Origin of the sequence: Pseudomonas sp. 273 (assembly GCF_029201425.1) — a bacterium.
Classification (GTDB): Bacteria; Pseudomonadota; Gammaproteobacteria; order Pseudomonadales; family Pseudomonadaceae; genus Pseudomonas; species Pseudomonas delhiensis.
In genome coordinates, this window is the sequence record NZ_CP116775.1 from 7,316,485 (window position 1) to 7,336,342 (window position 19,858).

Consider the following 19,858-nt stretch of genomic DNA (forward strand, 5'->3'; position numbering starts at 1 on the left):
GAATGGCGGGGCTTCCGCGGGGTTGCCGTTCATCAGGATCGATGCATGACTCTGCCGTCCCGGGCCGCCCTGCCGGCCACCCTCAAGCCCCTCGCCGAGCGCGCGGGGCAGGCCTTCAGCAACGCCGTTGCCAGTCTTCCCGCCGAACATGCCGCCCTTTATGGGCAGTGGTCCGCCGAGCGCCACCACGATTTCGCGCTGGTCTGCGCGGCCAGCGACTTCGTCGCCGAACAGGCGGCGCGTGACGCCGTGGGGTTCCTCGAACTGGTGGCCAGCGGTCAGCTGGACCGCCCGCTGGAGCGCGGCGAGATGCGCGCGCAGCTGGAGGCGCTGCTGGCCGACTGCGCCGACGAGGACGAGCTGGGCCGCCGCCTGCGCCGCTTCCGCCGGCGCCAGCAGCTGCGCATCGTCTGGCGCGACCTGACCCGCGGCAGCGACCTGGCCGGCACTTGCCGCGACCTTTCCGACCTCGCCGACAACGGCATCGACCTGGCCTACCGCTGGCTCTATGAAAGGCACTGCCAGCAGTTCGGCACGCCCATCGGCCACCGCTCCGGCCTGCCGCAGCAGCTGGTGGTGCTGGGCATGGGCAAGCTGGGCGCCGGCGAGCTGAACCTGTCCTCGGACATCGACCTGATCTTCGGCTACCCCGAGGGTGGCGAGACCCAGGGCGCACGCCGCGCGCTGGACAACCAGGAGTTCTTCACCCGCCTGGGGCAGAAGCTGATCAAGGCGCTGGACGCCATCACCGTCGAAGGCTTCGTCTTCCGCGTCGACATGCGCCTGCGCCCCTACGGCTCCAGCGGCCCGCTGGTGCACAGCTTCGCCGCCCTGGAGCAGTACTACCAGGACCAGGGCCGCGACTGGGAGCGCTACGCGATGATCAAGGCGCGGGTGGTCGGCGGTGACCAGGACGCCGGCCAGCGCCTGCTGGAGCTGCTGCGGCCGTTCGTGTACCGGCGTTACCTGGACTTCTCGGCCATCGAGGCGCTGCGCAACATGAAGCAGCTGATCCAGCAGGAAGTGCGGCGCAAGGGCATGAGCGAGAACATCAAGCTCGGCGCCGGCGGCATCCGCGAGGTGGAGTTCATCGCCCAGGCCTTCCAGCTGATCCACGGCGGCCGCGACCTGAGCCTGCAGCAGCGGCCGCTGCTGCGGGTGCTGGCGACCCTGGAGGGGCAGGGCTACCTGCCGCCGGCGGTGGTCGCCGAGCTGCGCGAGGGCTACCAGTTCCTGCGCTACGCCGAGCATGCCCTGCAGGCCATCGACGACCGGCAGACACAGATGCTGCCGGAGGACGAGCTGTCGCGCATCCGCGTGGCCTTCATGATGGGCTTCGCCAACTGGTCGGCCTTCCACGAGGCGATCAGCCACTGGCGCGAGCGCGTCGACTGGCACTTCCGCCAGGTGATCGCCGACCCCGACGAGGACGAAGGCGGCGAGAGCGAGGGCGCCACGCCCGGCGCCGAGTGGCTGCCGCTGTGGGAAGAACAGATGGACGAGGAGTCCGCCTGCCGGCAACTGGCCGAGGCCGGCTTCGCCGAGCCGGCGGCGGCCTTCAAGCGGCTCATCGACCTGCGCCACGGCAACCAGGTGCGCGCCATGCAGCGCCTGGGCCGCGAGCGCCTGGACGCCTTCGTGCCGCGCCTTTTGAACATGCTCGCCGAGCACGAGAAGCCGGACCTGACCCTGGAGCGCGTGCTGCCCCTGGTGGAGGCGGTGGCGCGGCGATCGGCCTACCTGGTGCTGCTCACCGAGAACCCCGGCGCCCTGGAGCGCCTGTTGACGCTGTGCGCGGCCAGCCCGATGGTGGCCGAGCAGATCGCCAGGTTCCCCATCCTGCTCGACGAGTTGCTTAATGAAGGTCGCCTGCTCAGTCCACCGCAGGCGCCGGAGCTGATCGCCGAGCTGCGCGAGCGGCTGATGCGCATCCCCGAGGACGACCTCGAACAGCAGATGGAGACCCTGCGCCACTTCAAGCTGGCCCACGGCCTGCGCGTGGTGGCCTCGGAAATCGCCGGCACCCTGCCGCTGATGAAGGTCAGCGACTACCTGACCTGGCTCGCCGAGGCCATCCTCGAACAGGTCCTGGCCCTGGCCTGGCACCAGCTGGTGCAGCGCCACGGCCGGCCGCTGCGGGCCGACGGCACGCCCTGCGACACCGACTTCATCATCGTCGGCTACGGCAAGGTCGGCGGCCTGGAGCTGGGCCACGGCTCGGACCTGGACCTGGTGTTCATCCACGACGGCGACCCGCAGCGCGAGACCGACGGCGCCAAGCCCATCGACGGCTCGCAGTTCTTCACCCGCCTGGGGCAGAAGATCATCCACTTCCTCACCACCCAGACCACCTCCGGCGCGCTCTACGAGGTGGACATGCGCCTGCGCCCCAGCGGCGCCGCCGGCCTGCTGGTGAGTTCGCTGGCGGCTTTCCAGGCCTACCAGCAGAACGAGGCCTGGACCTGGGAGCACCAGGCCCTGGTGCGCGCCCGCGTGCTGGCCGGCAGCCCGCGCGTGGCCGAAGCCTTCGAGGGCATCCGCGCCGCGGTGGTGGGGCGCCATCGCGACCTGGCCGAGCTGCGCCGCGAGGTCAGCGAGATGCGCGCGAAGATGCGCGACAACCTGGGCACCCCCGCGACCGCCGCCGGCACCGCGCCGAATGCCTTCGAAGCCGCGGCGCCCTTCGATCTCAAGCAGGATGCCGGTGGTATCGTCGATATCGAATTTATGGTGCAATATGCGGCCCTTGCCTGGTCGTGGCAGCACCCGGAGTTGCTGCAGTTCACCGACAACATCCGCATCCTGGAAGGGTTGGAGCGGGCTGGCCTGATCGCCAGCGAGGACGTCCGTTTCCTGCAGGAGGCCTACAAGGCCTATCGCGCAGCCGCGCACCGTCTGGCGCTGCAGAAACAGCCAGGGGTAGTGGGCGGCGACCGTTTCCATGAAGAACGCCGCGGAGTGATGCGGGTCTGGCGCGAGCTCGAGCTCGCCTGATCCCGGGCAGTACGCACAGGTCGCCGGCGGGGCTGGGTTCCGCGGCGACCGGACGACGAATTTCTGTGAGGAGCTGGCAAATATGTCGATGGCCGATCGTGATGGCGTGATCTGGTATGACGGCGAACTGGTGCAGTGGCGCGACGCGACCACCCACGTTCTGACCCACACCCTGCACTACGGCATGGGCGTGTTCGAGGGCGTGCGCGCCTACAACACCCCGCAGGGCACCGCGATCTTCCGCCTGCAGGCCCACACCGACCGTCTCTTCGACTCGGCGCACATCATGAACATGAAGATGCCGTTCACCAAGGAAGAGATCAACGAAGCGACCCGCGCCGCGGTCCGCGAGAACAACCTGGAAAGCGCCTACATCCGCCCGATGGTGTTCTACGGAAGCGAAGGCATGGGCCTGCGCGCCGCCGGCCTGAAGGTCCACGTGATAGTCGCCGCCTGGCACTGGGGCGCCTACATGGGCGACGACGCCCTGGAGCAGGGCATCAAGGTGCGCACCAGCTCCTTCACCCGCCACCACGTGAACATCTCCATGACCCGCGCCAAGTCCAACGGCGCCTACATCAACTCGATGCTGGCCCTGCAGGAAGCCATCTCCGGCGGCGCCGACGAGGCCATGATGCTCGACCCCGAAGGCTACGTGGCCGAGGGTTCGGGCGAGAACATCTTCATCATCAAGGACGGCGTGATCTACACCCCGGAAGTCACCGCCTGCCTGAACGGCATCACCCGCAACACCGTGCTGACCCTGGCCAACGAGCTGGGCATCAAGGTGATCGAGAAGCGCATCACCCGCGACGAGGTGTACATCGCCGACGAGGCCTTCTTCACCGGCACCGCCGCCGAAGTCACCCCGATCCGCGAGGTGGACGGCCGGCAGATCGGCATCGGCCGCCGCGGCCCGGTGACCGAGCAACTGCAGAAGGCCTACTTCGACCTGGTCACCGGCAAGACCAGCGCCCATCCGGAGTGGCGCACACTGGTACGATAAGCTGCAAGCATCGAGCCTCAAGCCGCAAGCGGGAGCACTTCCGGCTTGCGGCTTGAAGCTTTCAGCTTGAAGCTTCCCGACTATGAATATTCTGATCGTAGGTCCCTCCTGGGTCGGCGACATGGTGATGGCGCAGACGCTCTTCGAGTGCCTGAAGCGCGAACACCCCGACTGCCAGATCGACGTGCTGGCGCCCGACTGGAGCCGGCCGATCCTCGAACGCATGCCCGAAGTGCGCCAGGCCCTGAGCTTCCCGCTCGGCCACGGCGTGCTCGACGTCGCCGCGCGCCGGCGCATCGGCAAGTCCCTGGTTGGCCGGTACGACCAGGCGATCCTCCTGCCCAACTCGCTCAAGTCCGCCCTGGTGCCGTTCTTCGCCGGCATTCCCCGGCGCACTGGCTGGAAGGGCGAGATGCGCTTCGGCCTGCTCAACGACATCCGCAAGCTCGACAAGCAGCGCTACCCGCTGATGATCGAGCGCTTCATGGCCCTGGCCTACCCGCCGGGCACCGAGCTGCCCAAGCCCTACCCGCAGCCGCGCCTGGCCATCGACCCGGCCAGCCGCGACGCGGCCCTGGCCAAGTTCGGCCTGAGCCTGGACCGCCCGGTGCTGGCGCTGTGCCCCGGGGCCGAGTTCGGCGAGGCCAAGCGCTGGCCCGCGGAGTACTACGCCAAGGTCGCCGAGGCGAAGATCCGCGCCGGCTGGCAAGTGTGGATCTTCGGCTCGAAGAACGACCACCCCGGCGGCGAGGACATCCGCTCGCGGCTGATCCCCGGCCTGCGCGAGGAGTCGCTGAACCTCGCCGGCGAGACCGCCCTGGCCGAGGCCATCGACCTGATGTCCTGCGCGTCCGCCGTGGTCAGCAACGACTCCGGCCTGATGCACGTGGCCGCCGCGCTGAACCGCCCGCTGGTGGCGGTGTACGGCTCCACCTCGCCGCAGTTCACCCCGCCGCTGGCCGATGCCGTGGAAATCGTCCGCCTGGGCCTGGAATGCAGCCCCTGCTTCGACCGCGTGTGCCGCTTCGGCCACTACAACTGCCTGCGTGAACTGCCGCCCGGGCAGGTACTGCAGGCACTCGACCGCCTGGTCGCGGACCCGGTCGACGTCGAATGAGGGTACTGCTGATCAAGACGTCGTCCCTGGGCGACGTCATCCATACCCTGCCGGCGCTCACCGACGCCGCCCGGGCCATCCCCGGCATCCAGTTCGACTGGGTGGTCGAGGAAGGCTTCGCCGAGATCCCGGCCTGGCACCCGGCGGTGGCCCAGGTCATCCCGGTGGCCATCCGGCGCTGGCGCAAGAACCTCTGGCAGACACTGAAGAACGGCGAGTGGCGGCGCTTCAAGAAACGCCTGCGCGAGGTCGACTACGACCTGGTGATCGATGCCCAGGGCCTGCTCAAGAGCGCCTGGCTGACGCGCTACGCGAAGAAGGTGCCGGTCGCCGGGCTGGACAGGGAATCCGCGCGCGAGCCGGCGGCCAGCCGCTTCTACGACCGTGGCTACCGCGTCGCCTGGGGCCAGCATGCGGTGGAGCGCGTGCGCCAGCTGTTCGCCCAGGCGCTGGACTATCCATTGCCCGCGGGCGTCGGTGACTACGGGCTGGACCGCGGCCTGCTGATCGATCAGAGCGCCGGCGAGCCTTATCTGGTCTTCCTGCACGGCACCACCTGGGTCACCAAGCACTGGCCCGAGGCCTACTGGCGCGAGCTGGCCGAGCGCATGGGCGAGCGCGGCTGGTCGGTCAGGCTGCCCTGGGGCAACGACAACGAGCGCCAGCGCGCCGAGCGCATCGCCCAGGGCTTGGAAAACGCCTCGGTGCTCCCCAAATTATCCCTCGCAGGCATGGCCAAGGTCCTGGCCGGCGCTTCCGCCTGCGTGGCGGTGGACACCGGGCTCGGACACCTGGCCGCCGCCCTGGACGTGCCGACGCTGTCGCTGTTCGGCCCGACCAACCCCGGGCTGACTGGCGCCTATGGGCGTTCCCAGGTGCACCTGGCCAGCGACTGGCCCTGCGCACCCTGCCTGCAGAAGACCTGCACCTACCAGCCGACGGCCGAAGACAAGCGCCAGTTCGACCTGCGGCAAGAGCAGCCCCTGTGCTTCACGCGCCTGAACCCGCAGCGCGTGGCACTGCAACTGGAGGCGCTGCTGCTGGCCCCGGAGACGCTTCGATGACCCTGGCTTTCGTCCTGTACAAGTACTTCCCGTTCGGCGGGTTGCAGCGCGACTTCATGCGCATCGCCCTGGAATGCCAGAAGCGCGGCCATGCCATCCGCGTCTACACGCCGATCTGGGAAGGCGAGGTGCCGCCCGGCTTCGACGTTCGCGTGGCGCCGGTCAAGGCACTGTTCAACCATCGCCGCAACGAGAAGTTCAGCGCCTGGCTGGCCGCGGACCTGGCCCGCGACCCGGTGGACCGGGTGATCGGCTTCAACAAGATGCCCGGCCTGGACGTCTACTACGCCGCCGACGGCTGCTTCGAGGACAAGGCGCAGACCCTGCGCAACCCGATCTACCGCCGCTGGGGCCGCTACAAGCACTTCGCCGATTACGAGCGGGCGGTGTTCGCCCCCGAGTCGAAGACCGAGGTGCTGATGATCTCCGAGGTGCAGCAGCCGCTGTTCGTCAAGCACTACGGCACCCCGGAGCAGCGCTTCCACCTGCTGCCCCCGGGCATCGCCCTGGACCGCCGGGCGCCGGCCAACGCCGCGGAAATCCGCGCCGACTTCCGCCGCGAATTCAAGCTGGCCGACGATGACCTGCTGCTGGTGCAGATCGGCTCGGGTTTCAAGACCAAGGGCCTGGACCGCAGCCTCAAGGCCCTGGCGGCGTTGCCGCGGGCGCTGCGCAAGCGCACCCGGCTGATCGCCATCGGCCAGGACGACCCCAAGCCCTTCCTGCTGCAGGTCAAGGCCCTGGGCCTGTCGGACCAGGTGCAGATCCTCAAGGGCCGCAGCGACATCCCGCGCTTCCTGCTCGGCGCCGACCTGCTGATCCACCCGGCCTACAACGAGAACACCGGCACCGTGCTGCTGGAGGCCGTGGTGGCCGGGCTGCCGGTGCTGGTCACCGACGTCTGCGGGTACGCCCACTACATCGCCGAGGCCGATGCCGGCCGCGTGGTGCCTTCGCCCTTCGAGCAGGACGCCTTCAACCGCATGCTGGCGCAGATGCTCGAAGACGACGCGGCGCGCGCCGCCTGGTCGCGCAACGGCCTGGCCTTCGCCGACACGGCGGACCTGTACTCCATGCCGCAGCATGCCGCGGACGTGATCCTCGCGGAGCGCCCATGAACATCCAACTCCCCGCTCTCCCTGCTTTTCCCGTAGGAGCGAGCTTGCTCGCGAACCCGCTTGACGCCACACCCATCGGGAAAAGCGTTCGCGAGCAAGCTCGCTCCTACGAAGGGCTCCCGCCATGAAGCTCGAGCTGCACGAGCCCTTCGAGCGCCTGTGGGCCGGCAAGGACCCCTTCGTCGAGGTGGAACGCCTGCAGGGCAAGGTCTACCGCGAGCTGGAAGGCCGCCGCACCCTGCGCACCGAGGTCGATGGCCGTGGCTACTTCGTCAAGATCCACCGCGGCATCGGCTGGGGCGAGATCTTCAAGAACCTGCTCAGTGCCAAGCTCCCGGTGCTCGGCGCCGGCCAGGAGCAGTGCGCCCTGGAGCGCCTGCACCAGGCGGGCGTCGCGACCATGACCGCGGTGGCCTATGGCGAGCGCGGCAGCGACCCGGCGCGCCAGCACTCGTTCATCGTCACCGAGGAGCTGGCGCCCACCGTCGACCTCGAACAGCTCTCGCTGAACTGGCTGCGCGAGCCGCCGGCGCCGCGCTTCAAGCGCGCGCTGATCGACGAAGTGGCGAAGATGGTCGGCACCATGCACCGCGCCGGGGTGAACCACCGCGACTGTTACATCTGCCACTTCCTGCTGCACACCGACCGGGCACCGACGCCCGACGACCTGCGCCTGTCGGTGATCGACCTGCACCGCGCCCAGACCCGCGCCGCCACGCCGCGCCGCTGGCGCGACAAGGACCTGGCCGCGCTGTACTTCTCGGCGCTGGACATCGGCCTGACGCAACGCGACAAGCTACGCTTCCTGCGCGGTTACTTCCGCAAGCCCCTGCGCGACATCCTCCGCGAGGAGGCCGCGCTGCTCGCCTGGATGGAGCGCAAGGCCGCCAGACTCTACGATCGCAAGCAGCGCTACGGAGACCTGCTCTGATGTCGGGCTGGACCCTGGAACCCGCCTACAGCCACCTGTCCGCCGACTTCGGCAGCCTGGACGCGGTGTTCGCCCTGCAGGGCGAGCGCCTGACCAAGGACCCCAAGTCCGAAGTGATCCGTATCGAGCGTGACGGCGTGCGCTACTACGTCAAGCGCTACAACAGCGCCGGCAAGGGTTACCACCGCTACCTCGCGCGGCCGCGGATCAAGGCCGAGTGGCAGAACCTCAAGCAGTTCGCCAAGTGGGGCATCCCCACCGCCGAAGTGGTGGCCTGGGGCCTGGAGCGCCGGCGCGGCGCCTTCGTCCGCGGCGCCATGATCACCCGCGAGGTGCCGGGCACCGAAGACCTGGCCGCGCTGGCCCGGCGCAACGACCCGCGCCTGCGCGACCGCGCCTGGGTCGACCACGTCAGCCGGCAGCTGGCGGCGCACACGCGGCTGATGCACGACCACCACTTCACCCACAACGACCTGAAGTGGCGCAACATCCTGGTCGATTCCGCCGGCACCGTGTATTTCATCGACTGCCCGATCGGCGACTACTGGGTCAGCTTCATGCTGCGCCACCGCATCACCAAGGACCTGGCGACCCTGGACAAGGTGGCCAAGCACCACCTCACCGCCACCCAGCGCCTGCGCTTCTACCTGCAGTACCGCCGGCGCGAGCGGCTGAACGCCTCGGACAAGCAGCGCGTCCGGCGCATCGCCCATTTCTACGAGGGACGCGAGTGAACGACTTCATCGCCGACGACGACCGCGAGCGCCTGCAAAGCCAGGGCCTGGCCGGCTTCGACGCGCTCTGGACGCTGCCGCTGGAGGCAGTGGACGAGCCCAACACCGAGCGCGGCGGCTGGAGTAGCGTGTTCCGCCTGGAGCTGGACGGCGGCGCGTACTACCTCAAGCGGCAGAGCAACCACCTCACGCGCAGCCTGCTGCGCCCGGGCGGCGAGCCGACCTTCGCCCGCGAGTTCCGCAACATCCAGCGCTACCAGCAGCTGGGCATCCCAGCGTTGCAGGCGGCCTTCTTCGGCGAGCGCCGCGAGGGCGGCGAACGCCGCGCCATCCTGGTGACCCGCGCGCTGGACGGCTGGCGCGACCTGGACGCCTGGCTGAAGGACTGGTCCGGCCTGCCGCCCGAGCGCCGCCAGGCGATCCTGCACGCCTGCGGCATGCTCGCCCGGCGCCTGCACGAGGCCGGGCAGATGCACGGCTGCTTCTATCCCAAGCACATCTTCCTGCGCGAGGCCGGGGACGGCTTCCAGGCCTGCCTGATCGACCTGGAGAAGACCCGCCCGCTGTGGTTCGGCCTGCGCGACCGCGTCAAGGACCTGGAGCCGCTGCTGCGCCGCGCCCCCGACTGGAGCGAGGTGGACGTGCGCCAGCTGCTCGCCGCCTACCTGGGCAGCGCGGCCAGCGGCGCCGAGGTGGACCACTGGTACAAGCGCCTGGGCGCGCGCCGGCGCAAGAAGGAGAAACGCGGGTGAGGCTGGGCGAACTGCGTAACGCCGGGCGCCAGCCGACGCTGCCGCTGCGGCTGGAACTGGCCGATGGCGCCGGCCCCGCCGAGCTGCGCCTGGACAGCCTGCTGCGCGTGCTGCCGGGCCGGCGCTACGTCGGCGCAGGCAACTGGCGCGGGCGCCAGGTGCTGGCCAAGCTGCTGGTCGGCGGCAAGGCCGCGCGGCACTTCCAGCGCGAGCTGGCCGGCGTGCGCCTGCTCGCCGAGCAGGGCCTGACCACGCCGCTGCTGCTGGCCGACGGCCTGGGCGAAGGCGAGGGCGGCTGGCTGCTCTTCGAATTCCTCGGCGGCGCCGAAAGCCTCGGTGACGCCTGGCGCGCGGTGGAGGCCGAGCCGGCGCTGTCCGACGCCCAGCAGGCGGTGCTCGGCGAGGCCCTGGCGGCCATCGCCGAGCTGCACGCCAAGGGCCTTTGGCAGGAAGACCTGCACCTGGACAACCTGCTGCGCCACGACGGCCGCCTGTACCTGATCGACGGCGCCGGCATCCGCGCCGAGACGCCCGGCCAGCCGCTGTCGCGCAAGCACGTGCTGGAAAACCTCGGGGTGTTCTTCGCCCAGCTGCCGGCCAGCCTCGACCCCTTCCTCGAAGAGCTGCTGGTGCACTACCTGCTGGTCAACGGCGAGCACGCGCTGCCGCTGGAGGCCCTGCAGAAGGAGATCGCCCGGGTGCGCCGCTGGCGCGTCGCCGACCTGCTGAAGAAGATCGGCCGCGACTGCAGCCTGTTCAGCGTGCGCCGCGGCGCCTTCGGTCTGCGCGCGGTGCGCCGCGAGGAAGAGGCCGGCCTTGCGCCGCTGCTGGCCGAGCCGGACGCTTTCATTGACCGGGGGCATGTCTACAAGACCGGCGGTGCCGCTACCGTGGCGAAAGTGGAGCTGGCCGGCCGGCCGCTGGTAGTGAAACGTTACAACATCAAGAACCTGCTGCACTGGCTCAAGCGCTTCTGGCGCCCCAGCCGCGCCTGGGCGTCCTGGCGCGAGGGCAACCGCCTGGAAGCCCTCGGCATCGCCACCGCGAAACCCCTGGCGGTGCTGGAACGGCGCTGGCTGTGGCTGCGCGGGCCGGCCTTCCTGATTACCGATTACCTGGGCGGGCAGGATATAATCGCCCGTTTCAAACCCCATCTGGACGATCCGGACGGGGCCGGCATGCCGCCGGAGGCCGAGCTGAAGGCCCTGGACAGCCTGTTCGCGGCGCTGCGGCGCGAGCGCATCAGCCACGGCGACCTCAAGGGCCACAACCTGTTCTGGCAGGGGGCGGGCGAGACGGGGCGCTGGGCGCTGATCGACCTCGACGCCATGCACAAGCACCACGGCCAGGCCGGTTTCGAACGCGCCTACGCCCGCGACCGCGCACGTTTCCTGCGCAACTGGCCGCAGGACAGCGCGCTCCACCGGCTGCTGGATGAACGCATACCCAAGGCCGGCGTCCAAGCGCAAGACCGACCCGGGAAGTGAAGGCTCCGACGAGCCGACGAAGATCATCGCCTGGGCCCCGCTGACGGGGCCGGGCTTTACCAAGAGGCAACACCAGTGGCATTGACCATCCTCGGCCTGTCCGGCGCCGTAAGCCATGACCCTTCCGCCGCCCTGTACATCGACGGCAAGCTGGTCGCGGCGGTCGAAGAAGAGCGCTTCGTCCGCGACAAGCACGCGAAGAACCGCATGCCCTACGAGTCGGCCAAGTTCTGCCTGGAGCAGGCCGGGATCAAGCCGTCCGACGTCGACGTGGTGGCCATTCCCTTCGCCCCCATCAGCCTGTTCGGCAAGGCCCGCTGGCACTACGCCAAGCGCTACGCCTACGCCCCGGACCGCGCGCTGGACGCCATCCTGCTCGGCAACCGCCGCTACAAGCGCTACTACAAGCGCATCGAGTGGTGCCTGCAGCAGTTGGGCTTCGACCTGAAGAAGGTCAAGATCCAGCCGGTGGAGCACCACCTGGCGCACGCCTCCAGCGCCTACCACTGCTCCGGCTTCAAGGAGAAGACGGCGATCCTCGGGATCGACGGCAAGGGCGAGTACGCCACCACCTTCTTCGGCTGGGGCGAGAACGGCAAGATCCACAAGATCAAGGAATTCTACGACCCGGACTCCCTCGGCGGCCTGTACGGCGCGATCACCGAGTACCTCGGCTTCGACATGCTCGACGGCGAGTTCAAGGTCATGGGCATGGCGCCCTACGGCGATGCCAGCAAGTACGATTTCTCGCGCCTGGCCAAGTTCGAGAACGGCGAGCTGATCATCAACACCGACTACGCCAACGTCATCGGTTTCCGCCGCTACAAGGAAAAGGGCAAGGGCTACTACTTCTCGCCCAAGCTGATCGAGTGGCTGGGGCCCAAGCGCGAAGGCGACATCGCCGACGACCCGTACATCCACTACGCCGCCAGCATCCAGGCGCTGTTCGAGAAGCTGGCGCTGGAGATGATGGACTACTACCTGGGCGACATCCTCCGCGAAACCGGCAAGATCGCCTTCGCCGGCGGCTGCGCGCTGAACGTCAAGCTGAACCAGAAGATCATCTCGCGCCCGGAAGTGAAGGAGCTGTACGTGCAGCCCGCGTCCAGCGACGCCGGCACCGCGGTCGGCGCCGCCGCCTACGTGTCCTGGGAGCGTGGCGTGCCGGTGGAGAAGATGGAGCACGTCTACCTCGGCCCGCAGTATAGCAACGAAGACGTCATCGCCGCCTGCGCCCGCCACGCGGCGGCGCCGGCCTGGCGCAAGATCGACAACGTGCCCGAGCTGATCGGCAAGGTGCTGGCCGACGGCAACCCGGTGGCCTGGTTCCAGGGCCGCATGGAGTTCGGCCCGCGCGCCCTCGGCGGGCGTTCCATCCTCGGCTGCCCGAGCGTGCCGGGCGTGGCCGACCGCATCAACGCGCAGATCAAGTTCCGCGAGCGCTGGCGGCCGTTCTGCCCGTCGATGCTGGATACCGTCGGCCCGCAGATGTTCAAGATCGACCACCCGGCGCCGTTCATGACCTTCACCTTCGAGGTCAACGAAGAGTGGAAGACCCGCGTGCCGGAAGTCGTCCACGAGGACGGCACCTCCCGCGCCCAGGTGCTCAAGCGCGAGTTCAACCCGCGCTACTACGACCTGATGAAGGAGCTGGAGAAGCTCACCGGCAACGGCGTGGCGCTGAACACCTCGCTGAACCGCCGCGGCGAGCCGATGATCTGCTCGCCGACCGACGCGCTGAACATGTTCTACGGTTCGGACCTGCAGTACCTGATCATGCAGGATATCCTCGTGGTCAAGGAAGGTGCGCCGGCCTATGACTCGTTCGGCTGAACCGCGGGTACTGCAATTCTGCCACGGCTATGACGGGCCTTTCCTCGACTGCGCCCGTCAGTACGCCAGCCTGTTCGCCGGCACCGGCTACCGGGTGACCACGGTGTTCCTCACCGGCGCGCCCGACGCCGAGGTGGCCTCCGGCTGCGCCAGCGACGAGGTGTTGTTCCTCGACTACAGCTCGAAGGACGTGCGCGGCCTCAAGCTGCGCGCCATCCGCGACCTGCGCGAGATCGCCCGCTCGCGCGACTTCCGTTTCTGCATCGCGCACCGCTTCAAGCCGACCTGGGTGGCCATGCTCGCCACCCGCCTGCCGGTGATCGGCGTGCACCACGGCTTCGGCGACTACCGCCGGCTCGGCCGCAAGCTGTTCGCCAAACTGTTCGCCAAGCGCCTGAGCCTGCTGGCGGTGTCCAACGCGGTGCGCGACGAGCTGCGCCAGTGCCTGCCGGCCTGGCCGGCCGAGCGCATCGAGACGCTGTACAACCGCGTCGACGTCGACGCCCTGCAGGCCGAGCAGGTGGAGCGCTACCCGGCGCGCCAGCACCTGCGCCTGGCGGACAACGCCTGGGTGGTCGGCAACGTCGGCCGCCTGCACCCGGACAAGGACCAGGCCACGCTGCTGCGCGGCTTCGCCGCGGCGCTGCCGCAGCTGCCGCCGGCCGCGCTGCTGGCGATCCTCGGCAAGGGCCGCCTGGAGGAAGACCTCAAGGAACTGGCCCGCGAGCTGGGCATCGCCGAACGGGTGCTGTTCCTCGGCCAGGTGCCGGACGCGCGGCGCTACTTCAAGGCCTTCGATGTGTTCGCCCTGAGTTCCGACCACGAGCCCTTCGGCATGGTCCTGCTGGAGGCCATGGCCGCCGGCGTGCCGCTGATCTCCACCGCCGGTGGTGGCGCCGGCGAGATCGTCGAAGGCTTGGGCATCCTCTTCCCGCTGCGCGACGACGCGGCGCTGGCCCAGGGCCTCGGGCACCTCGCCGCGCTGGATCGCCAGCAGCGCGAGGCCTGCGCCCGGCTGATGGACGAGCGCCTGCGCAGCCGCTTCTCCGACGAGGCGGTGCGCCGGGAGTTCTGGAGCCTGCCGCTGGTCCGCGCGCTGACGCGCGGTGCTTCCGAATAGACTGCCCGCTGGCCGGGATGCGAAAAGGTGAGTCTTGAAAGTCCTGTTTCTGGTTCAGAAAGAACAACGCGCCATTCTCGACCGCCTCTACGACGGCATCGCCGAACACTGCGAATGCGACCTGCGCTGGCTGAGCAGTGACGAGCAGGCCAACCTGCGCCGCTACTTCCGCGAGCAGGTGGACGTCACGCGCTACGACCGCATCCTGTTCTTCCTGCGCTTCAAGAAGGAAATGCGCCAGGCTTCCTTCATCGCCAGCGTGCCGAACCTGGTGATCCTCGAACACGACGCCTACCAGAACTACATCCCCTGCAAGTACACCGGCAAGTTCAGCGCCCACTACCGGCGCATGCCCTGGGCGCGGGTGATCAGCTCCGGCGCGGTGGTCGCCCGGCGCCTGCGCGAGGAGGGCTTCGACGCCGTCTTCGTGCCCAAGGGCTACGACCAGGACCTGCTCCACGACCTGGGCCGCGAGCGCGACATCGAGCTGGCCTTCGTCGGCAGCACCGGCAGCGTGGCCTACAGCGGGCGCAAGGCGCTGCTCGACGAGCTGGGCAAGGTGGAGAACCTGCTGGTCACCAAGACCAACTCCGGCGCGGACTACCTGAACACGCTCAACCGCATCCGCTTCTTCGTCAGCGCGGACGTCGGCATGGGCGAGTACATGATCAAGAACTTCGAGGCCATGGCCTGCGGCTGCGTGCTTTTCGCCTACGATCAGGGGGAAGAGGAGAACCGTGCGCTGGGCCTGGCCGACATGCAGAACGTCGTCTTCTACCGCGACATCCCCGAGCTGCGCCGCAAGCTGCAGGTGCTGCGCGAGGACCCCGCCCTGGCCGCGCGCATCGCCGAACAGGGCCGCCGGCTGGCCGAGGAAGGCTTCGGTTTCAGCCGCATCGGGGCGCGCATCGTCGAGGCGATGGCACCACCCTTGCGCCCTCGCCCGCAACCGGGCAGGCTGGAACGATTACGCCGGGTCTTGGGAATTTGAACATTCATGCGTCGAAGCTTTCGCGGCGGCCGTCGGGGCCGGAGGTGGTCGTGGCCAAGCCGCTGATCTCCGTGCTGGTACCCTGTTACAACCGCGAACGCTACATCGAGGAGGCCCTGCTGAGCATCCTCGAGCAGGACTACCCGAACTTCGAGCTGATCGTCGTCGATGACGGCTCCCAGGACGCCAGCGCCGAGAAGATCGAGGCCTTGCGCCAGCGCTACGGTTTCCAGTTCTACCGGCAAGCCAACCAGGGCGTGAGCGCCGCCCTGAACACGGCCCTGGGCCATGCCCGCGGCGAGTTCATCGCCACCCCCGACTCCGACGATGTGATGCTGCCGGGCCGCCTGTCGCTGCAGGCCGCCTACCTCGAGGCGCACCCGGATGTCGGCTGTGTCGGCGCGCGGGTGATCTACGTCGACGCCGAAGGCCGGCGGCTGAAGGCCGAGGAGGGCAAGCCGCTGCGCAGCTACAGCTTCGTCGAGCTGCTGTCCCGCGCCCACGCCATCGGCGCCCCCGTGGCCATGTATCGACGCGAGGCATTGGACCGTGCCGGCGGCTATGACCCGGAGATTCGCATCCAGGATTTCCAGATCACCCTGAAGATCGCCCGCCTGGGTTATCGCACGGATGTGTTGCCGGAGCTGGTGACGCTCTACCGCAGGCACCCGGGCAACATGTCCAAGACCGCCTACCAGCGGCAGCTCGACTACGACCTGATGGCCATCGCCCCCTACCGCGGCCAGCCCGGCTACTCGCAGGGTTTCACCTGCGTGATCAACAAGGCGCTCAAGCACTCGGTGGTGTCGGACAAGGCCTATGCCCTGCGGCTTCTGCTGAGGCTGCCGCCGTGGCGCTGGAACCGCGTGACCTGGCGCCGCCTGCGTCACCTGATGTTCAAGTTCCACGAGGGATGAGCGCGTTCGGGATGAAGTCGATGTTATTGCAGGCATGGCAGACCTGGCGGCCCGCCGCGGGCCGGGGTGGCGTGCCTGTCGCCCACCGGGACCGCGTGGCCGAGGCGATGCTGGGGTTCGGCGTGTTCTGGACCCTCGCCGGGGTGCTGCTGACGCCGACCATGAAGTTCTACTACACCACGGTGGCGCTGTTCGTGTACCTGCCGGCGCTCTGGCTGGTGATCGCCCGCCGCGCCGAACTGGGGCGGCTGATCGTCGAGCGCAGGGAAATGTGGTTGTTCCTGGCGCTGTTCGCCTGGGCCAATCTCTCGCTGCTGTGGGCCGTCGGGGATTTCGACCGATTGTCGCGGGTCAAGCAGTCGAGCCTCTTCGTGTTGCTGGTCTGCGGCTGGTTGCTCTGGGCGCGGGCCAGCGAGCCACGCCTGCGCGGTACCCTGATAGCGCTCGGCCTGCTCAACAGCCTCTATTGCCTGGCCGCGCTGCTCTGGGCCCCGGCCTACGCGCCCGGGCGCCTGAACGGCTTCGGTGGCTTCCTCGACAATCCCAATGCGGCCGCCTACGCCACGGCCTTCCTGCTGGTGATGGCGCTGCCGCTGCGCCCGGCGGGGCGCGGCTGGCGGCTGGCCTGGTTGCTGCTGCAGCTTCCCCCGCTGTTCTACGTCGCCCTGTGTGGCAGCCGCGGAGCGTTGCTGGCGCTGATGGCCACGGCGACGTTCTGCCTGGTGCTGCTGCCGGGCTGGCGCTGGCGCCTGGCTGCCCTGTCGACCCTGGTCGGCGGGGCCGCGCTGTTCTGCCTGGAGCCGAGCCTGATGGAACGGGGGGATTCGGAGCGGCTGGAACTGTTGCGCAGCGCCTTGCCGATCCTGCGCGAGCATTTCTGGATCGGCGTGGGCTATGGCACCACCTACGAGGTCCAGGGCTGGGCCGGTGGCTACCATGGCAGCACCCACAACTTCCTGCTGCATACCGCCTTGCAGTACGGGATTCCGGCGCTGCTCGTCTGGCTGCTGCTCTGGGCGATGCTGGGGCTGCGGGCCTGGCGTAGCCGCCATACGCAACTGGGCCTGGCGCTGCTGCTGCTGTGGGTCTTCGCCAGCGTGGCCATGCAGTTCGACGTGTTCAGCCTGTGGGAGCGCACCCGCGCCATGTGGCTGATGCCCTGGGCGGTATTCCTGCTCGGCCTGAGCCTGGAGCGCCCGGCCGGGGAGGCCGGCGGCGAACTCAACCGGCGTTGAGGATGCCCTGCAGTTCGCGGGCGTCCCAGCGTACCTTGCCGTGGCGCAGGTAGCCCGCGCTCAGCTCGTTGCCCTTGTCCGCCAGCAACCACTGCCGATCCTCGGCGTAGCGCAGCATATGCGCGAAGTTGCGCTTGCGCTGCAGGCGGCCGAGGGCGCGGCGCTGGGTCTTCATGTCGGCGATGTCGATCAGCCCCAGTTCGCCCTGCGGGGTCTGCACCACGTTGCCCAGGTGCAGCGAGCGGAAGTACACGCCGCGTTCGTGCAGGCGGGCGATCAGCTCGCCCAGGCGCTCGCGCAGGGTTCCGTCGGCCTGGCCGGCGGCGATCAGCTGGCGCAGCGTCTGGCCTGGCAGCGGGCGGTAGTGCACCAGGTCGCGGGCGATGGCGGGCACGCGGTAGACGCCGATCACCTCGGGGCAGGGGATGCCCAGCCGCTGCAGGGCCTGGGCGTTGTCGGCGAAGCGCCGGGCGTAGGGGTAGAGCGCCGCCGAGGAGACCAGCCGCTTGCGCCGGAACAGCTTGACGAAGTTGCCGTCGGGCAGGCGCAGGACCTTGTCGCCATGCCCGTCGGCTTCCAGCACGGTGGCACCGGCGCGCAGCGATTCATAGGCGGGAAGGTCGAGCTGTTGCATACCGGGGTTCCTGGACGGGGCCGGCTATAGTAGCCCAGGCGCCGGGCAAACGAGAGGCCTGTGTTATAATCGCCGGCCTTTTCAGCGTGCGATTCTTTCATGACCGGCAAAGACACCGCAGAGCCCTCGAGCCTGAAGATCTACTTCCGCCTGCTCACCTACGTGCGGCCCTACTGGGGCATGTTCGCCCTGAGCATCGTCGGCTTCCTGATCTTCGCCGCCACCCAGCCGATGCTGGCCGGCATCCTCAAGTACTTCGTCGACGGCCTGACGCACCCGGACGCCAAGCTGTTCCCCAACGCCCCCTGGCCCTGGCTGCGCGACCTCTCGCTGCTCTACGCGGTGCCGCTGCTGGTGGTGCTGATCGCGGTCTGGCAGGGCATCGGCTCCTTCCTCGGCAACTACTACATCGCCCGCGTCTCCCTGGGCCTGGTGCACGACCTGCGGGTGGCGCTGTTCAACAACCTGCTGACGCTGCCCAACCGCTATTTCGACAGCCACAACTCCGGGCACCTGATCTCGCGCATCACCTTCAACGTGACCATGGTCACCGGCGCCGCCACCGACGCCATCAAGGTGGTGATCCGCGAAGGCATGACCGTGGTCTTCCTGTTCCTCTCGCTGCTGTACATGAACTGGAAGCTGACCCTGGTGATGGTCGCCATCCTGCCGGTCATCGCCCTGATGGTGACCAGTGCCAGCCGCAAGTTCCGCAAGCAGAGCAAGAAGATCCAGGTGGCCATGGGCGACGTGACCCACGTCTCCTCCGAGACCATCCAGGGCTACCGCGTGGTGCGCAGCTTCGGCGGCGAGGCCTACGAGCGCGAGCGCTTCCTCGACGTGAGCCGGGAGAACACCGAGAAGAACCTGCGCATGAACAAGACCTCGGCGATCTACACGCCGATGCTGCAACTGGTGATCTACAGCGCCATGGCCGTGCTGCTGTACCTGGTGCTGCTGCTGCGCGGCGACGCCACCGTCGGCGACCTGGTGGCCTACATCTCCATGGCCGGCCTGCTGCCCAAGCCGATCCGCCAGCTCTCGGAGGTCAGCTCGACCATCCAGAAGGGCGTGGCCGGCGCCGAGAGCATCTTCGAGCAGCTCGACGAGAAGCCCGAAGTGGACCATGGCAGCGTCGAGAAGGAACGCGTGCAGGGCCGCCTGGAAGTGAAGAACCTCAGCTTCACCTACCCGGGCAGCGAGAAGCGCGTGCTCAACGACCTCAACTTCAGCGTCGAGCCGGGGCAGATGGTCGCCCTGGTCGGCCGCTCCGGCAGCGGCAAGTCGACCCTGGCCAACCTCATCCCGCGCTTCTACGACCACAGCGAGGGCAAGATCCTCCTCGATGGCGTGGACGTCGAGGACTACCGCCTGCGCAACCTGCGCAAGCACATCTCGCTGGTCACCCAGCAGGTCAACCTGTTCAACGACAGCGTGCTCAACAACATCGCCTACGGCGACCTCGCCAGCAAGCCGCGCAGCGCGGTGGAGAAAGCCGCCGAGGATGCCTTCGCCCGAGAGTTCATCGACCGCCTGGCCGAAGGCTTCGACACCGAGGTGGGCGAGAACGGCGTGATGCTCTCCGGCGGCCAGCGCCAGCGCCTGGCGATCGCCCGCGCGCTGCTCAAGGACGCCCCGCTGCTGATCCTCGACGAGGCCACCTCGGCGCTGGACACCGAGTCCGAACGGCACATCCAGGCCGCCCTGGAGAAGGTCATGGAGGGCCGCACCACCCTGGTGATCGCCCACCGCCTGAGCACCATCGAGCGCGCCGACCTGATCCTGGTGATGGACCAGGGCCACATCGTCGAGCGGGGCACCCACGACGAGCTGATCGCCCTCAACGGCTACTACGCGCGCCTGCATGCCAGGCAGTTCGCCGACGAGCCGGCCGAGGACGGCATCGGCGAGTCGGCCTGAATGGC

16 protein-coding genes are annotated in these 19,858 nt (G+C 68.7%); 15 read left to right on the top strand and 1 reads right to left on the bottom strand.

Going from position 1 to position 19,858, the window contains the following annotated elements:
- Positions 1 to 45 precede the first annotated feature (45 nt).
- The 14 genes from glnE to PKO50_RS33445 all read left to right on the top strand — a co-directional run bounded on the left by glnE (position 46) and on the right by PKO50_RS33445 (position 17,299).
- Entirely contained in the window at positions 46 to 2,994 is a 2,949-nt protein-coding gene (gene glnE, locus PKO50_RS33380) for a bifunctional [glutamate--ammonia ligase]-adenylyl-L-tyrosine phosphorylase/[glutamate--ammonia-ligase] adenylyltransferase (RefSeq protein ID WP_275628392.1), read from the top strand.
- 82 nt (positions 2,995 to 3,076) lie between these two features.
- Positions 3,077 to 4,000: a branched-chain-amino-acid transaminase gene (gene ilvE / locus PKO50_RS33385; RefSeq protein WP_275628393.1), complete on the top strand. Its 924-nt coding sequence runs from the start codon at positions 3,077 to 3,079 to the stop codon at positions 3,998 to 4,000.
- Between the two features lie 82 nt (positions 4,001 to 4,082).
- A complete protein-coding gene (gene waaF, locus PKO50_RS33390) occupies positions 4,083 to 5,117 on the top strand; it encodes a lipopolysaccharide heptosyltransferase II (RefSeq protein WP_275628394.1) in 1,035 nt (344 codons plus the stop codon).
- Positions 5,114 to 6,181, top strand: coding sequence for a lipopolysaccharide heptosyltransferase I (gene waaC, locus PKO50_RS33395; protein WP_275628395.1), 1,068 nt, complete (start codon positions 5,114 to 5,116; stop codon positions 6,179 to 6,181). Before waaF ends, waaC begins: the two co-directional genes overlap by 4 nt.
- Positions 6,178 to 7,299: a glycosyltransferase family 4 protein gene (locus PKO50_RS33400; protein WP_275628396.1), complete on the top strand. Its 1,122-nt coding sequence runs from the start codon at positions 6,178 to 6,180 to the stop codon at positions 7,297 to 7,299. The genes waaC and PKO50_RS33400 overlap by 4 nt, the downstream gene beginning before the upstream one ends.
- A 124-nt stretch (positions 7,300 to 7,423) precedes the next feature.
- On the top strand, positions 7,424 to 8,230 hold the full coding sequence (rfaP, locus tag PKO50_RS33405) for a lipopolysaccharide core heptose(I) kinase RfaP (protein ID WP_275628397.1): 807 nt from the start codon (positions 7,424 to 7,426) through the stop codon (positions 8,228 to 8,230).
- The gene (locus tag PKO50_RS33410) at positions 8,230 to 8,964 is read left to right on the top strand and encodes a lipopolysaccharide kinase InaA family protein (RefSeq protein ID WP_109935201.1); all 735 of its coding nucleotides are present in this window, start codon (positions 8,230 to 8,232) and stop codon (positions 8,962 to 8,964) included. Before rfaP ends, PKO50_RS33410 begins: the two co-directional genes overlap by 1 nt.
- Positions 8,961 to 9,716, top strand: coding sequence for a lipopolysaccharide kinase InaA family protein (locus PKO50_RS33415; protein WP_109935200.1), 756 nt, complete (start codon positions 8,961 to 8,963; stop codon positions 9,714 to 9,716). Before PKO50_RS33410 ends, PKO50_RS33415 begins: the two co-directional genes overlap by 4 nt.
- The gene (locus PKO50_RS33420; protein ID WP_275628398.1) at positions 9,713 to 11,203 is read left to right on the top strand and encodes a lipopolysaccharide kinase InaA family protein; all 1,491 of its coding nucleotides are present in this window, start codon (positions 9,713 to 9,715) and stop codon (positions 11,201 to 11,203) included. Before PKO50_RS33415 ends, PKO50_RS33420 begins: the two co-directional genes overlap by 4 nt.
- Before the next feature lie 75 nt (positions 11,204 to 11,278).
- Positions 11,279 to 13,036 (top strand): carbamoyltransferase, encoded by a 1,758-nt coding sequence (locus PKO50_RS33425; protein ID WP_275628399.1) that lies wholly within the window; start codon positions 11,279 to 11,281, stop codon positions 13,034 to 13,036.
- Positions 13,020 to 14,156 (top strand): glycosyltransferase, encoded by a 1,137-nt coding sequence (locus PKO50_RS33430; protein ID WP_275628400.1) that lies wholly within the window; start codon positions 13,020 to 13,022, stop codon positions 14,154 to 14,156. The genes PKO50_RS33425 and PKO50_RS33430 overlap by 17 nt, the downstream gene beginning before the upstream one ends.
- A gap of 34 nt (positions 14,157 to 14,190) precedes the next feature.
- The gene (locus PKO50_RS33435) at positions 14,191 to 15,147 is read left to right on the top strand and encodes a glycosyltransferase (RefSeq protein WP_109935196.1); all 957 of its coding nucleotides are present in this window, start codon (positions 14,191 to 14,193) and stop codon (positions 15,145 to 15,147) included.
- Between the two features lie 50 nt (positions 15,148 to 15,197).
- Positions 15,198 to 16,064: a glycosyltransferase family A protein gene (locus tag PKO50_RS33440; RefSeq protein WP_275628401.1), complete on the top strand. Its 867-nt coding sequence runs from the start codon at positions 15,198 to 15,200 to the stop codon at positions 16,062 to 16,064.
- Between the two features lie 71 nt (positions 16,065 to 16,135).
- Positions 16,136 to 17,299: an O-antigen ligase family protein gene (locus tag PKO50_RS33445; protein WP_275628402.1), complete on the top strand. Its 1,164-nt coding sequence runs from the start codon at positions 16,136 to 16,138 to the stop codon at positions 17,297 to 17,299.
- Here PKO50_RS33445 and PKO50_RS33450 read toward each other — a convergent pair.
- The gene (locus PKO50_RS33450) at positions 17,286 to 17,933 is read right to left on the bottom strand and encodes a lipopolysaccharide kinase InaA family protein (protein ID WP_275628403.1); all 648 of its coding nucleotides are present in this window, start codon (positions 17,931 to 17,933) and stop codon (positions 17,286 to 17,288) included. The two genes, PKO50_RS33445 and PKO50_RS33450, sit on opposite strands and share 14 nt — an antisense overlap.
- A 99-nt stretch (positions 17,934 to 18,032) precedes the next feature.
- On the opposite strand from PKO50_RS33450, the gene msbA reads away from it, so the two are divergent.
- Positions 18,033 to 19,853 carry a lipid A export permease/ATP-binding protein MsbA gene (gene msbA / locus PKO50_RS33455; protein WP_275628404.1) on the top strand — a complete coding sequence of 607 codons (1,821 nt, stop codon included), beginning with the start codon at positions 18,033 to 18,035 and terminating at the stop codon, positions 19,851 to 19,853.
- The last annotated feature ends 5 nt before the right edge of the window (positions 19,854 to 19,858 follow it).